Origin of the sequence: Bacillus sp. FSL K6-1284 (genome assembly GCF_038002625.1) — a bacterium.
Classification (GTDB): domain Bacteria; phylum Bacillota; class Bacilli; order Bacillales; family Bacillaceae; genus Bacillus; species Bacillus paralicheniformis.
The window spans coordinates 3,198,809-3,213,040 of sequence record NZ_JBBOCW010000001.1 but is presented as its reverse complement, the minus strand read 5'-3'; the positions used below and the strand labels follow the sequence as shown (position 1 = coordinate 3,213,040).

The 14,232-nt window shown below is 44.6% G+C and carries 16 protein-coding genes and 1 other annotated feature; of the genes, 8 read left to right on the top strand and 8 right to left on the bottom strand.

The genetic code is table 11. The annotated features are described in order from the left end of the window. Window positions 1-45: 45 nt before the first annotated feature. The 3 genes from MHB72_RS16405 to MHB72_RS16395 are packed head-to-tail and all read right to left on the bottom strand — an operon-like array spanning window position 46 to window position 2,501. Window positions 46-1,206, bottom strand: a complete 1,161-nt coding sequence (locus MHB72_RS16405) for an acetoin utilization protein AcuC (protein WP_216919778.1) — start codon at window positions 1,204-1,206, stop codon at window positions 46-48. After that, window positions 1,203-1,847, bottom strand: a complete 645-nt coding sequence (locus MHB72_RS16400) for an acetoin utilization AcuB family protein (RefSeq protein ID WP_144499105.1) — start codon at window positions 1,845-1,847, stop codon at window positions 1,203-1,205. Before MHB72_RS16400 ends, MHB72_RS16405 begins: the two co-directional genes overlap by 4 nt. 21 nt (window positions 1,848-1,868) lie before the next feature. Then, window positions 1,869-2,501 (bottom strand): GNAT family N-acetyltransferase, encoded by a 633-nt coding sequence (locus tag MHB72_RS16395; protein ID WP_026579068.1) that lies wholly within the window; start codon window positions 2,499-2,501, stop codon window positions 1,869-1,871. A gap of 155 nt (window positions 2,502-2,656) precedes the next feature. Here MHB72_RS16395 and acsA point away from each other — a divergent pair, with 155 nt between their 5' ends. From acsA to MHB72_RS16380, 3 genes are all read left to right on the top strand, one after another. Next, window positions 2,657-4,375, top strand: coding sequence for an acetate--CoA ligase (acsA, locus tag MHB72_RS16390; RefSeq protein ID WP_020452599.1), 1,719 nt, complete (start codon window positions 2,657-2,659; stop codon window positions 4,373-4,375). Window positions 4,376-4,428: 53 nt separating this feature from the next. Further along, window positions 4,429-4,669, top strand: a binding site (T-box leader). Between the two features lie 48 nt (window positions 4,670-4,717). Further along, the gene (gene tyrS, locus MHB72_RS16385; RefSeq protein ID WP_023855507.1) at window positions 4,718-5,983 is read left to right on the top strand and encodes a tyrosine--tRNA ligase; all 1,266 of its coding nucleotides are present in this window, start codon (window positions 4,718-4,720) and stop codon (window positions 5,981-5,983) included. 131 nt (window positions 5,984-6,114) lie between these two features. Next, the gene (locus MHB72_RS16380; protein ID WP_176275258.1) at window positions 6,115-6,261 is read left to right on the top strand and encodes a hypothetical protein; all 147 of its coding nucleotides are present in this window, start codon (window positions 6,115-6,117) and stop codon (window positions 6,259-6,261) included. A gap of 49 nt (window positions 6,262-6,310) precedes the next feature. On the opposite strand, the gene MHB72_RS16375 is transcribed toward MHB72_RS16380, so the two are convergent. Continuing rightward, window positions 6,311-6,730 (bottom strand): Lrp/AsnC family transcriptional regulator, encoded by a 420-nt coding sequence (locus MHB72_RS16375; RefSeq protein ID WP_144499104.1) that lies wholly within the window; start codon window positions 6,728-6,730, stop codon window positions 6,311-6,313. A gap of 132 nt (window positions 6,731-6,862) precedes the next feature. On the opposite strand from MHB72_RS16375, the gene MHB72_RS16370 reads away from it, so the two are divergent. Then, on the top strand, window positions 6,863-7,624 hold the full coding sequence (locus MHB72_RS16370; protein WP_186439855.1) for an MBL fold metallo-hydrolase: 762 nt from the start codon (window positions 6,863-6,865) through the stop codon (window positions 7,622-7,624). Between the two features lie 478 nt (window positions 7,625-8,102). Beyond that, a complete protein-coding gene (locus MHB72_RS16365; protein WP_026579070.1) occupies window positions 8,103-8,540 on the top strand; it encodes a DUF805 domain-containing protein in 438 nt (145 codons plus the stop codon). 275 nt (window positions 8,541-8,815) lie between these two features. On the opposite strand, the gene MHB72_RS16360 is transcribed toward MHB72_RS16365, so the two are convergent. Beyond that, a complete protein-coding gene (locus tag MHB72_RS16360; protein WP_065643623.1) occupies window positions 8,816-9,046 on the bottom strand; it encodes a hypothetical protein in 231 nt (76 codons plus the stop codon). 109 nt (window positions 9,047-9,155) lie between these two features. Between MHB72_RS16360 and MHB72_RS16355 the strand changes: the two genes are divergently transcribed. Next, entirely contained in the window at window positions 9,156-9,290 is a 135-nt protein-coding gene (locus MHB72_RS16355; RefSeq protein ID WP_268461664.1) for a hypothetical protein, read from the top strand. A gap of 52 nt (window positions 9,291-9,342) precedes the next feature. Here the strand turns inward: MHB72_RS16355 and rpsD are convergent, their stop codons facing one another. Continuing rightward, window positions 9,343-9,945, bottom strand: a complete 603-nt coding sequence (gene rpsD, locus MHB72_RS16350) for a 30S ribosomal protein S4 (RefSeq protein ID WP_020452596.1) — start codon at window positions 9,943-9,945, stop codon at window positions 9,343-9,345. A gap of 331 nt (window positions 9,946-10,276) precedes the next feature. On the opposite strand from rpsD, the gene MHB72_RS16345 reads away from it, so the two are divergent. After that, entirely contained in the window at window positions 10,277-11,977 is a 1,701-nt protein-coding gene (locus MHB72_RS16345) for a sensor domain-containing diguanylate cyclase (RefSeq protein WP_216919780.1), read from the top strand. Window positions 11,978-11,990: 13 nt separating this feature from the next. Here the strand turns inward: MHB72_RS16345 and MHB72_RS16340 are convergent, their stop codons facing one another. After that, entirely contained in the window at window positions 11,991-12,485 is a 495-nt protein-coding gene (locus MHB72_RS16340) for a GAF domain-containing protein (protein ID WP_020452594.1), read from the bottom strand. A gap of 129 nt (window positions 12,486-12,614) precedes the next feature. Between MHB72_RS16340 and refZ the strand changes: the two genes are divergently transcribed. Further along, window positions 12,615-13,253 (top strand): forespore capture DNA-binding protein RefZ, encoded by a 639-nt coding sequence (gene refZ / locus MHB72_RS16335; RefSeq protein WP_216919782.1) that lies wholly within the window; start codon window positions 12,615-12,617, stop codon window positions 13,251-13,253. Here the strand turns inward: refZ and hisJ are convergent. Continuing rightward, window positions 13,246-14,058 (bottom strand): histidinol-phosphatase HisJ, encoded by an 813-nt coding sequence (gene hisJ / locus MHB72_RS16330; protein ID WP_216919784.1) that lies wholly within the window; start codon window positions 14,056-14,058, stop codon window positions 13,246-13,248. The genes refZ and hisJ overlap by 8 nt on opposite strands. Window positions 14,059-14,232 lie beyond the last annotated feature (174 nt).

Here is a 14,232-nt window from a genome sequence, read left to right as displayed (position 1 = left end):
CTTGCATAAAAGCAAGGCCTTTTCTGTACGCCGGGATTTTTTGCATTAAGTGGCGCGCTTGGCAGAGCGAATCGGATAAAGAGCTTTGGCAACGGTTTGGGCGTTTTTTTCCGTTATTTCGGATTTTCTTGGAATCGAAGGATACAAATCTGCCGGGTCGGACCAGTTGGCAGGAAGTCGGACAGATGCCTGCTTCCCCCACTTTTTCAGCCATTTTTCAGGCATCTTATCCTCAGGTTTCATTCCTTTCATTTCAAGCCAGATTCTTGCCCATGCCCTCGGTACGACGCGCCAAATGTCGTACCCGCCTCCGCCGACAGCGATCCATTTTCCGTTGCAATAGGTGTGTGCAAGTTCGTGAGCGAGCTTTGGAATCTCTTCGTAAATCTTCATCGTCGTGCACAAGTGTGTCAGCGGATCGTAGTAATGCGCGTCAGCTCCGTTTTGCGACAAAATAACGTCCGGTTTGAAAAACTCGGCTATTTCAGAAACAGCCGTCCGGTAGGATTCAAGAAAAGACTCATCTTCTGTGAAGGCATCGAGCGGGATATTAAAAGCGTAGCCGTAGCCTTCGCCATGACCTCTTTCCTGTACTTGCCCCGTTCCCGGGAAAAGGTAGCGGCCGGTTTCATGAATCGAGACGGTACACACGGAAGGATCATCATAGAACGTAAACTGCACCCCGTCGCCGTGATGGGCGTCCGTATCAATATATAAAACCTTCGCATGATATTTTTTCTGCAAATATCGTATCACAACTGAACTGTCGTTATAGACGCAAAATCCTGAAGCTCTTCCTCTGAATCCGTGGTGAAGCCCGCCTCCGAGATTGAGGGCGTGTCTTGCTTTGCCCGTCATGACATAGTCTGCAGCTGTCAGTGTTCCGCCCACCAAAAGGGAGGCGGCTTCGTGCATCCCGGCAAAGACAGGGGTATCTTCTGTTCCAAGCCCGTAGTTTTCGCTTTCGGCTGCCGGGAGTTTTCCCGCCCCTGCAAGCTGGACAGCCTTGATATAATCGCCTGTGTGAACAAGGCCGAGCTCGGCTTCTGTCGCTATGCGCGGAGCAATCGTTTCTCCCGGTTCAAATGCGCCGACCGTATTCAAAAGATCGTATGTTACATAGACTCGCAGCTGATTAAACGGGTGATCTTGATGAAATTGATAGGTTTGGTAAGAGGGAGAAAAAATAAATACGCTGTCCTTCATGGCAAATCCCTTTGAACAGCCGGCCAAAGAACCTGATACCCTTTGGACTTCACGTCTTTGATGATAGAGGCGGGATTCATCGTTTGAACGCGAAACACGAGTATTTTCGAATCATCTTCATCACCGGGATATACGAGCACGCTCAATATGGCGATTTGGCGCCTGCTGAAAATGGCGCTGATATCAGCGAGGCTACGGGCGATATGATCGGTTTTGATTTCGATTTGGGAGCCTGGAAAATGGGCTCCTGTCAGCTGGACGAACGTATGAAGCAAATCGGATTTTGTCACAATGCCGACAAGCTTCCCGTTTTTTACGATCGGGAGGCAGCCGATTTCGTGTTCGAAAAAAATAGCTGATATTTCTTCGGCAAAATCAAGCGGGTGACCGGTGATCACTTCTTTTGACATAATCAGTTCCACCGGCTTTTTTAAATCTTCGTGAGATCTGTTTTGGGCAAAAATACTCGGACTTGCTGTTTTGACGTCCCTGTCCGTGACGATGCCTATGACCGTTCCCCGTTCATTGATGACGGGAAGGTGTTTAATATGAAATGTTCGCATGCGTTTGATCGCTTCTTCAATCGTATCCGTTCTGGAAAGTGTCACAACATCCCGTTTCATGATTTTTTCAACAATCATATTCAGGTCCCCTTTGCTCCCTTAATACATAAAACGATTGTGGAATCTGAGTCTGTCAAAACGCTCGATCGACTCCTGACTGACCTCTTTTCCGATGCGGGCCATTAAACAGTTGGCGGGATGGGAGCTGATTTCCGGATCGTCTGTCGCAAACCAGACAAGCCCTCCGGCATTCATCATTTTCTCCATCATCTTTCTGTATTCCCAAACATCTTTATTAGTCCCCTTTAGATCCCAATGCCAGTAATATTCAGTCGTGATGATGATATATTTTTCCATCTGTGGATCCATCATGCTGACCGCAAGCAGCGTCTTCCCGACAGAGTGACCCCTGAACGCCGGAATGACTTCGATGGCTCCAAGCTCAATTAAATTTTCCATGTTTCCTTCAGACCATCTTTCAAGCGGGTCTGGATAAACATATGTCACATAGCCGACAATGGTTTGCCGGAAACGGGCGATGATGATCCGTCCTTCGGGAAGCCCTGCGATTTCGATTAATGCTTCATGTTGTTTTTGAGATGGGCGAAAGGCTGTAAGCTCGTTGTGAAATTCATATTGTGCGAGTTTTTCGGGACTGATAGGGCCCTCTATCAGCACGGAGCCTTTCTCGGTCTGCAATTCTTTGGCATGATAAGTTTTGTGATGCTCCACGTATCCACCGCCTTACATCTTAGTTGAAGTCTTTTATACATAACATACCAAAATATTAAGCGTTTTCATAGGATGGAAGAGTATTTTTTAAAAATTGAGAAAATAAAAAATCTATACTATAATATATTTTGATGAGCGAACAAAGGGGGATGGGCATGGAATTGAAAGCGTTGCCAGCAGAAAAGGGAAACTACAACTTGAAAGACTATGATGAAGCATACCGGACATTTGACTGGAAGGATGCCGAAAAACATTTTTCATGGCACAAAACGGGAAAAATCAATGCAGCTTATGAAGCGATCGACCGCCACGCTGAGTCAAATTTGAAAAATAAAGTGGCATTTTACTACAAAGATCCGGTCCGCGAAGAAAAGTACACCTTCAGAGAGATGAAAAATGAAACGAATAAAGCCGGGAATGTCTTAAAGCAGCATGCCAATGTGGGAAAGGGAGACCGTGTGTTTGTTTTTATGCCGAGATCACCCGAGCTTTATTTTATTCTTCTCGGCGCTGTCAAATTGGGAGCGATCGTCGGGCCGTTGTTTGAAGCATTTATGGAAGGCGCTGTCAAAGACAGGCTTTTAAACAGCGGAGCGAAGGTTATCGTGACGACGCCGGAATTGCTTGAACGGGTGCCGGCCGGCGAACTTCCGGATCTTGAATCAATCATTGTCGTTGGAGAAGGCGTAAAGGAAGAAGGGTCTGTCATCGATTATTACGCGAAAGCGGCGGAAGCAGATACTGATCTTGAGATTGAATGGATGGATCAGGAAGACGGGATGCTGCTTCACTATACATCGGGTTCGACCGGCGCGCCAAAAGGGGTTCTCCACGTCCACAAAGCAATGATTCAGCATTATCAAACAGCCAAATGGGTTCTTGATCTGCACGATGATGACATTTATTGGTGCACGGCTGATCCAGGCTGGGTTACCGGAACGGTCTACGGGATCTTCGGTCCGTGGCTGAATGGAGCAACGAATGTCGTCGTAGGCGGCAGATTCAGTCCCGAAGCATGGTACGAAACGATTGAAAAAATGGAAGTGACGGTATGGTACAGCGCGCCAACGGCTTTTCGGATGCTGATGGGTGCTGGCGACGATCTCGTGAACAAATATAATCTGAGCTCATTACGGCATATTTTAAGCGTAGGGGAGCCGTTAAATCCTGAAGTCATCAGATGGGGGCATAAAGTCTTCAGCAACCGGATTCATGATACATGGTGGATGACCGAAACAGGAGCGCAGCTCATCTGCAATTACCCGTGCATGGAAATTAAACCGGGATCGATGGGCAAGCCGATTCCAGGCGTAGAGGCTGCAATCGTCGATCACCAGGGAAATGAACTGCCTCCTTACAGAATGGGAAATCTCGCCATTAAAAAAGGCTGGCCGTCGATGATGCATTCAATCTGGAACAATCCTGAAAAATACAGCTCCTATTTTATGCCGGGGGATTGGTATGTGTCAGGAGATTCCGCCTACATGGATGAAGACGGATACTTCTGGTTCCAGGGAAGGATCGACGATGTCATCATGACATCGGGCGAGCGCGTCGGCCCGTTTGAAGTGGAAAGCAAGCTTGTTGAACATCAAGCTGTCGCTGAAGCAGGCGTCATCGGCAAACCGGATCCCGTCCGCGGTGAAATTATTAAAGCATTTATCGCCTTGAGGGACGGTTATGAACCGTCAGATTCGTTAAAAGAAGAAATCAGGCAGTTCGTGAAACAAGGTTTGGCCGCACACGCCGCGCCAAGGGAAATCGAATTCAAGGATAAACTGCCGAAAACAAGAAGCGGAAAGATCATGAGACGCGTCCTGAAAGCTTGGGAGCTGAACCTTCCGGCAGGCGATCTCTCATCGATGGAAGACTGATGTCTCATTGACAATGCAAAAATATTATGTTAAAAAAGATTTAGTCGAATATTCAAAAGGTGAAGACTGAGATCAGTAAAACGCATCCTTCCCTGTCTTAGAGAGCTGATGGCCGGTGAAAATCAGCACATATGGATGGTTTGAATTACACTCACGAACCGCTTTTGCGAAAAAAGCCTCCCGGGCTTTGTGTAGCAGAAGAACGGAAGCTTTTCCGTTATCATTGAGAGTGAAAAGAGCGCGGCCATGCGTTCTTTTAAGCAGGGTGGTACCGCGATTTTTATCGTCCCTTCGTTTTTGCGAAGGGGCGTTTTATTTTTGGAAAAAAGGAGCTAAATGATGATGACACACTTACTTGATGATTTGTCCTTCAGGGGACTGATTCAGCAGCAAACCGATGAAGCAGGCTTGAGAGAACTGCTGGATAAAGAAAAAATCAGCTTATACTCCGGATTTGATCCGACAGCTGACAGTCTGCATATCGGACACCTGTTGCCGATATTAATGCTTCGCCGCTTTCAGCTGGCCGGACATCGTCCGATTGCGCTCGTAGGCGGAGCGACGGGCCTGATCGGCGATCCGAGCGGAAAGAAAGCGGAGCGCACGCTGAACAATGAAGAAATCGTCCGCGAATGGTCGCAGAAAATCAAAAACCAGCTTTCGCGTTTCCTGGATTTTGAAGCTGAAAAAAATCCGGCGATTATGGCGAACAACTATGACTGGATCGGCAAAATGAACGTCATTGATTTCCTGCGCGATGTCGGCAAAAACTTTGGAATCAATTACATGCTTGCCAAAGATACGGTAAGCTCCAGAATCGAGACGGGCATATCTTATACTGAATTCAGCTACATGATCCTACAGTCTCTCGATTTCTTGAATTTGTACAGAAACCAGGAATGCAAGCTGCAGATCGGCGGAAGCGACCAGTGGGGCAATATCACGTCAGGCCTCGAGCTTATCCGCAAATCTGAAGAGAATGCAAAAGCTTTCGGATTGACGATTCCGCTTGTGACAAAAGCAGACGGCACGAAGTTCGGAAAAACGGAAGGCGGCGCGATCTGGCTTGATAAAGAGAAGACATCGGCATATGAGTTTTATCAGTTCTGGATCAATACCGACGACAGGGATGTCGTGAAATACTTAAAATACTTCACTTTCTTGTCCAAAGAAGAAATTGAAGATCTCGCTGAAAAAGCAGAGACGGCGCCTGAAAAACGCGAAGCGCAAAAGCGCCTCGCCGAAGAAGTGACCGTTCTTGTACACGGCCGTGAAGCGTTTGAGCAGGCCGTCAACATCTCAAAAGCACTCTTCAGCGGAGATATTAAACAGCTGACTGCTGAAGAAGTGAAGGTCGGCTTTAAAGGGGTTCCTTCCATGGAACTTGAGAAAGCGGATGAACTGCCTCTTGTTGAGGTGCTCGTCCAATCCAAGCTGTCTCCGTCTAAACGCCAGGCGCGCGAAGATATCACAAACGGCGCGGTATACGTTAACGGCGAGCGCCGCACCGATGTTGCGGACGTCCTCACCGGCGACGACCGCATCGAAGGACAGTTTACCGTCATTCGCCGCGGTAAAAAGAAATACTTCCTGCTGACTTATAAATAATCAAAAAGCTCTTGCCAAACGGCAAGGGTTTTTTTGTGTCCGTATGTTTCATGTATGTTCATTCAGGAAATGTCAAAAATATAGATGTAATAGGTAGAGCATTTCCATCGTTGAAGAGGGAGGAATGTAGCATGAACCTGTTCATTGCGGCGAAAGAAAAGTTTATGGAAGATTACAACAAGCAGCTGGAAACGGAACGAAAACAAGAGGCGCAGCAGTCAGCTGACGGATACAATCAATTGAATCAGACGGAAAATGCAGCAAAGCGGCTGAAGTAGAGGGTCTTTAGGGCCCTCTTTTTTATGAAAAAAGCGGACGGCGGATTCTTCACACGCCCGTTTTATTAATAACGATCGACAGTTTATAATTTGCATGATGGTTTAAGTCTGTTAAAAATTGATCCAACAGTTGATTTGACGGAAACTTGCATTCGAGAAGATAACAGCCGTCCCCGCTGATTTTATAGTTTTGAATGATGTATTTCTGCTGTGCTTTGATAAACGAAAGATAAGGCTTATGATAAGTGCTTTTTGTATAGATATTGATAAAAGCGTGAATAAAACACCCGAGTTTGTCTTGATTCACTTTTATGGTATAACCTTCAATCACTCCTTGATCCTCTAATTTTGCAACCCTTGAGGAAGCCGCCTGCCCTGTCAAATGAACTTTCTCTCCTAATTCCTTCATGGTCATCCGGCTGTTTTTTGATAATTCCTCTATGATTTGCCTGTCTGTATGATCCAGCATTTCATCAAATCCTCTCAAAAGAACGTTTTTCAAAAATCAAGTCAAATGCTAAAAAGACTTGACTATATCTATTTAAATGATGATCGGTCATAGTATAAACTAATCGTAAATAAAAGGAAAGGCATGATAACCATGGATATTCAACAAATTCGAAATGCAACATTAACCGTTAAATATGCTGGCAAAACATTTTTAATAGATCCGATGCTGGCTGAGAAAGGCACTTATCCTCCTTTTCCGAACTCAGCAAGACAAGATCAAAACAACCCTTTAGTCACCTTGCCTGTGCCAACCGACGAGCTCGTCAAGAATACCGACGCAGTCATCGTCACTCATCTGCATTTAGATCACTTTGACGATGCTGCCAAAGATCTGTTGCCGAAAGAAATCAAACTGTTTGTCCAAAATGAAGCAGATGCTGAGGAAGTGAGAAAAGCAGGTTTTCAAAATACAGTGGTTTTAACAAAAGATACGGTGTTTGAGGGGATTCAATTAATCAAGACAAAAGGCGAGCATGGACGAGGAGAGATAAAAAAGCTTGCCGGAGAAGTGTGCGGCGTTGTCTTCAAGCACTCAAAGGAGAAAACGCTGTATGTAGCAGGGGATACGGTTTGGTATGAAGGTGTCCGGGAAGAAATCGCTGCGCATCAGCCGGACATCATAGTCGTTAACGGAGGAGACAATCAATTCTTTGAAGGAGGGTCTCTCGTCATGGGGAAAGAGGATATTGCTGAAGTCTATCAAGCCGCTCCTGACGCCACAATCATTTCCAGTCATATGGAAGCTGTCAACCATTGGACTTTATCACGGGAAGAATTGAAGAGTTTCATTCAGGAAAAAGGAATGTCTTCACGTGTTTTTGTGCCGGATGACGGCGAATCTTACACATTTTAATATATGACAGGTCAAAGCCGTAAAAAACAGACAGTGAACTTCTGTCTGTTTTTTGACTTCTTCCTCGAGAACAAAGATCAATGCCTCCGTCGAGATTCGAACCCGCACTCACTCGTAAGCATAGGCTAGGGGAGAACACGCTTCCCTACGGACTTTCACCGACAGGAATTCCACCTGTCTCAGCTATTTGCTTTTCGGTGCTTCTGAAACCCTTGCCTTGCGACCCGTTCCTACAATGTTTTACGGCGCTCTTCCCTTCTAGAGCTACAGAGGCGAAATGGATGATTCATATTATACAGAAGCAATGGTGAAATGAGAACTGAAATTTTGAAAAGGCACAAGCTCAAATTCCAATTAAAAAAATGTTCCTCTAAGATGACTTGGGAGCATCCTTCAAGTAAATGGTCGATAATGATATTTTATGGTATAATTCATATGTTTTTCGCAAATTTATAGATTTGACAATGGAGTAACTTGTATGAAGTGGTTTTGGAAAGGCTTGAGGAATTATGCGAATTTTGAAGGGAGAGCAAGACGAAAGGAATATTGGTTGTTTCATTTGTTTAACGGTATCATATGTTTTATTTTATTTATCTTAACAGTAATGATCGTAAGTTTATTTATTTCAGGAATCATGACAGCGGAAGGATATGATGGATATCAAGTAGGATATATCATCGGGTATGGCGGTGGATTCCTCGGGTACGTCCTGATCTTAATTTATCAGTTGGCTGTTTTGGTGCCCTCTTTGGCTGTCAATGTCCGCAGGCTGCATGATACCGGAAGAAGCGGCTGGTGGATTTTAATTGGCTTGTTGCCGATTATCGGTGCTGTCATTCTGCTGATTTTTTACTGTCAGGCTGGCGAAACAAAAGAAAATCAATATGGACCAGATCCAAAAGTAAATGTATCGTAAATTGCACCCCAATTGTTAGACAATCATCTGGCGATTGGGGTTTTTTATAGTCTGAAGAAGACCGAAGGGGAACGACTGTTAACTTGATTTTTAATGAGAGATGCCCGTATTTCCGAAGATTGTTTGGCATATCAATTTCAGTGACGATTCAAGATGGTTTTGAGATACCGGAGACAGTCAAATGGGCGAGGCTAAAACAAAAGCAGTCACTGAAGTTCATGCCCCTCGTATCGCGAGACGGATCTTGGCCCTCATCGAAGCCTTCCGGGAGTTTTTTATAAATAAATCGCACACCATCCCGCTAACACCCCCATCACAAAGCAGTCGTTGCTGTCCATTTTCTTACCGTGTTTAACAAAGACATTCAAAGCCCAATTCAGTTTAGTGCCATCTTCAGTCTTTGCAACCCATTTTTTGCTGATATTGTAGTACATGACTTTGAAAATGGCGAATGCAGCTAAACAGAACAAGTAGAACAAGAGAAACTTACCAAAAAACATAAGCATTTGTTGGTCACTCCTCCGTTTTCATTCTTTAACCAACGATTTGATTTTACCGAATATATGCATAAGAGAAAAGGAGACGTTTGTCATATCTTGCTTGTGAGGAGGTATCTTGCAAGAAAAATCATCTATTAAAAACTTGACGCTTATGAGCTGGGTCCGTTTTATTCCCGGCTTATCAACAGCCCGCAATCTCCCCGAATCAACGGGGGAAGAAGAATACAACAAAAAACCCTGGAATCGCTGATATATCAACAATTCCAGGGTTTTTGCCAATGCTCTTTAAAGAGCATTTTCTATTAACGAGAGTAGAATTCAACGATCAATGCTTCGTTGATCTCAGCAGGAAGCTCAGAACGCTCTGGAAGGCGAGTTAGTGAACCTTCAAGCTTTTCAGCGTCAAAAGTCAGGTATTCAGGAACGAAGTTGTTCACTTCAACCGCTTCTTTAACTGCAGAAAGGTTTTGAGATTTTTCACGAAGTGAAATCGTTTGGCCAGGTTTAACTTGGTAAGACGGAATGTCAACGCGGCTTCCGTCAACAAGAATGTGACCGTGGTTTACCAATTGGCGTGCTTGGCGGCGAGTGCGCGCTAGGCCAAGACGGTAAACGATGTTGTCAAGACGTGCTTCAAGAAGAATCATGAAGTTTTCACCGTGTTTACCAGCCATTTTCGCAGCTTTGTCAAAAAGGTTGCGGAATTGGCGTTCGTTCACACCGTACATATGGCGAAGCTTTTGCTTTTCTTGCAATTGCAAACCATATTCTGATAGTTTTTTACGCTGTCCCGGACCGTGAGGACCTGGTGCGTAAGGACGTTTTTCTAATTCTTTACCCGTACCGCTCAAAGAGATGCCTAAACGGCGGGATAATTTCCAGCTTGGACCTGTATAGCGAGCCATAATGTGACTCCTCCTTTGGTTTTATTTTTGTGAAAATAAAACCCATCTGTTCAATTCAGCCATGTCCATTTTGTTTTCATGTATCCTCGCTCCAGCAGCAAAGAGTTACACGATACACCTTAATAGATAAGGAACAAAATGAAACACAGAAGCAGAACAAAAAGGCTGCATTATTTCACACAAAGAAGATTATATAATGTCCGCTGTGCAAAGTCAACCATTCTTGGACTGTCCCAAAGAGCCCGAATCGTTAATAAGTATAAAGTCCTGTTTTTTATGATATAATCAGAAAAATAAAATACATAAAACGGATTTTTTTAAGGTGATGACCATGAACAAACAAACTGAAGACCTATATCTGTCTTTTCATCAGAAGCTGTTCCAATTTCTTTTAAAAAAGCCGGCCGTCTCGTACGATGACTCTGTTGCCTGGCTAAAAGCGGCAGCAGAGTCATTTTTTTCGTTTATATCACTTACATTGCGTCCTTCTTCAAGACCGCAGGGAGCGAACGGCCAAAGCGGCCAGATCAGCAGAGTAAATGATTATTATATCATTATAACAATAGAAGAAAACAGCAAATATATAGAACTTTTGTGTCTAAAGAATTATAAAGTACCAGAACGTCTTGCTGAATCCATCCGCCTGTTTTTAATGCATTGTCTGAAACTTGATGCATTATTTCATGAGGAGCTCAATAAAACAAAGATTTATGAAAAGACGGCGCTGCTGCATGAGCTGATGGATCAGGAGCAGGTGCTCAAGACAATGGTTGAAAGTTTAAGGGATGTTTTTCCTTTTTTGGCATATTGTCTTTTCTTGTCATACGACGAGGACCAATACATCAGCCTTCCTGCGATAGAGTTAGATGTGCAAAGCGAATCGACCGATTCTTTCGCCTTAGAGGCATACTTATCAGGACAGGCGAAGAGCAAAAATGAATCGGAAGTTTACATTCCGATTAAAGGCCGGCAGGGAACGTATGGCGTTTTGAAGGCTTTTGGACCAGGGGCTGCCGATACGGCAGCGGATATATGCATTATTTCGAATGCGGCAGGGAAAGCATTTGAAAATTCCCGGCTTTACGAACAGTCGCAGAATATGATTTCAAATTTGGAGCTGATTAATGAAACATCGCATCAGCTGAACCGGACGAAACGCCTCCCTGATATGATGAAGAGTTTGTCCGAAAGGCTGATCAGTTCATTTGGCGCCGAAGAGGTGGGCTTTTTTTATAAAAATCATTTGGACGAGGAAACCCTGCTGCCGGGAAGCACCAGTTTTTTTCAGACGGATGCGGCCCTTCCATACATCCGCTATGTTAAAGAAAAGATTTCAGAGGAAAACGGGGTATTTGTCGGAAACGGTTCTTCGTTTTTTGGAAATGACGGTTATGCTTCATTAATGGGCGTTCCGATGCTGGAGAATAATGAAAACAAAGGATTTGTCATCGTATTGAAAAAAAACGTCTGCTCTTTTTCATTTGAAATGTTTAAGTTGTTTCAGACGCTGATCAGGCATTCCACGCTCGCCGTGTCGAATTTGATGCTGCGTGACCGGCTGAAGTATCTTGTTCAAACAGACCGTTTGACAGAGCTTTACTCGAGAAGCTATTTCGATGAAAAAATCGGGTACAGTATGAAAGCGGATGAGAGCGGCGTACTCGTATTGATTGATATCGATGATTTTAAACAGATTAACGATACGTACGGCCATCAGAAAGGCGATGATATTCTCATTCAAGTCGCCAGGGTGATCCAGCGAAACATCCGCGACCAGGACGTCGCAGCAAGGTGGGGAGGAGAAGAGCTTGCGGTATACTTGCCGAAAGCAGGGCTGAACACCGGTGAAATGCTTGCTGAGAGGCTGATTACGCTTGTCAGGGAATGCACTGATCCAAAGGTGACGATTTCGTGCGGGGTATCCAATTGGTCTCAGGATCGTCCGAAATCTTTAACCTGCCTTTTTAAAGAGGCGGATGTCGCGCTGTACAATGCAAAGCGAAACGGGAAAAACAGGTTTATGACACATTAAAAAAGAGCCGGATTTACCGGCTCTTTTCGCTTAAACGCTCTCCAAGCATCTCTGTGAACTTTTTCAAATAATACTCATCTGTTTCATCGAAGCGGTTTTTAATCGGGCTGTCGATATCGAGCACCCCGATGATGTTCCCGTCAACTTCAAGCGGAACTACGATTTCGGATTGGGATGCCGCATCACACGCAATGTGTCCGGGGAACGCGTTCACATCTTCAACGCGCTCGACCCGGCCGTTTGTATAAGCGGTGCCGCAGACGCCTTTCCCGAACGGGATTCTTACGCATGCAGGAAGTCCCTGGAACGGACCGAGCACAAGCTCGCCGTCTTTGGCAAAATAAAAACCCGCCCAGTTGATGTCTTCCAATGATTGATATAAAAGAGCGGAGGCGTTTGCTGTATTGGCGATCATATCAGGTTCGCCTTCTGTCAGCGCATCGATCTGTTTGAGGAGAAGCTCGTATTTTTTTTCTTTGCTGCCTTCTGTTTTTTCGACATGAAACATGATAATTTCCCTCGCTTTTTCTTTGAAATGGCAAAAACACGCTTGCCGTGATGCTATTTGTCGAGCACTTTTTACAGGAACAATTCCGCTTGAAGTGGAATTGTTTTAAGTAAGAAGGGGTGAAACAAGATGGGATCAAACGCTATTTCAACCACGAAGGACAGGATCATCGAATCTGCCGTGGAGCTGTTCAACCAAAAAGGTTTTTCAGGAACATCCGTCCGCGAAATTGCCCGAGCAGCCAATGTCAATGTCGCCCACATCTCCTATTATTTTAATGGAAAAGGCGGTTTAATGGAGCATTTGATATCCCGTTTTTATGAAGGCTATTTAAGAGTCCTTGAAAAGGGTTATGAACGCCTTCCGGATGCAGGTGCAACGGATTGCCTTCTTCAATTGGTTTTTGATATTCTATCGTATCAGCATGAGCACCGTCAATTAACTCGGTTTGTTTATCGCGAAGTCACGATTGATTCCACACTGAATCGCGAAGTGATGTCGACATATTTAACAAAAGAAAAGTACATTCTCCACCTGATCATTGAAAAGGGAAATGAGGACAACGAATTTTCCCGTTTTCCCCTTTCCCATTTTATGATTCAGCTGAAGTCGCTTTTAATGATGCCTTATCTGCAGCCTCAATATATTTCAGAAGTGCTGTATGTACAGCCGCACGAGCCGTACTTTTATCAGGCGTATTACAAGGAAGTCAAAACATGGCTTCTCAGTCTGTTGTACAGAGAAGGTTGGCAAGCCGCCGTTATTTAGCCAAGCGGTTCTCAAAATGTTCGTAACCAAATCCGGCATCCTCTGCTTGGTGGGCATCAGACCCAAAGACAAGCGGGATGTTTTTTTGTTCCGCTTCTTTTATCATCCATTCTTCCATATAGACGTCGCCTGCATAAGGCTTGCGGAGGCCGGACGTATTAAAGTCAAGTTCGTATCCGCGCTTTGCGGCTTCATCCAAACAGGAGGAGACCGATTTTCTGACGCTTTCTGACATCGAATACGGAAACAGCTTCACAAATTTTTTCGCCAGCGTGATGTGGCCGATTCGTTTTGGCTTAAATGCTCCCAGCGGTGATACAATAGAAGAATAAATTTCGTCATAATAGGCGAGATAGACCTGTTCTGTGCTGCCGTAGCAGCCGATCAGCTGCTGAAACGCTTTTTCATCGTAGTCAAGGCAGATGTGCGATGATCCGGCCGGCAAAAAATGAACGGAAAGAATGCTGTCGTCAAGATGCGTGCCGTATTGATCGAGAAAAGCTTTCGTTTCGTGTTCAAAGGTGCGGATATAATCGACTTCAAGACCGATTAAAACGTCGAGCTGTCCTTTGTATTCTTCCTTCAGTTCGGTCAGCCGTTCAATATAGCGGTCCAGCTCGGAGATCGGCATGGCGCTGTCTTTCTCCGGGGTCGGATCCATGAATGAAGGCGGAAGCGGCGCATGCTCGGTGAAGGATACGGATCGGAAGCCTTTTTTGCATAATTCTTCTATATAATATCTGAATTCGTCTTTTGATCCGTGCGGACAAAAGGGAGAATGAACATGACCGTCTCGTTTCAGCATGATGTCACCCCGTAAAAAAATAGTCAGATGTTGTCACTTTGATGTAAAAAAATTAAAAATTCTGCTCAAAAAATGTTGGTTACATGGTATCATAAGAACAATGAAAACGATAGTTTAACTTCATTTTTACATAACAATTTCAAATACATACCCTGACAGAACAGATAAACAGCA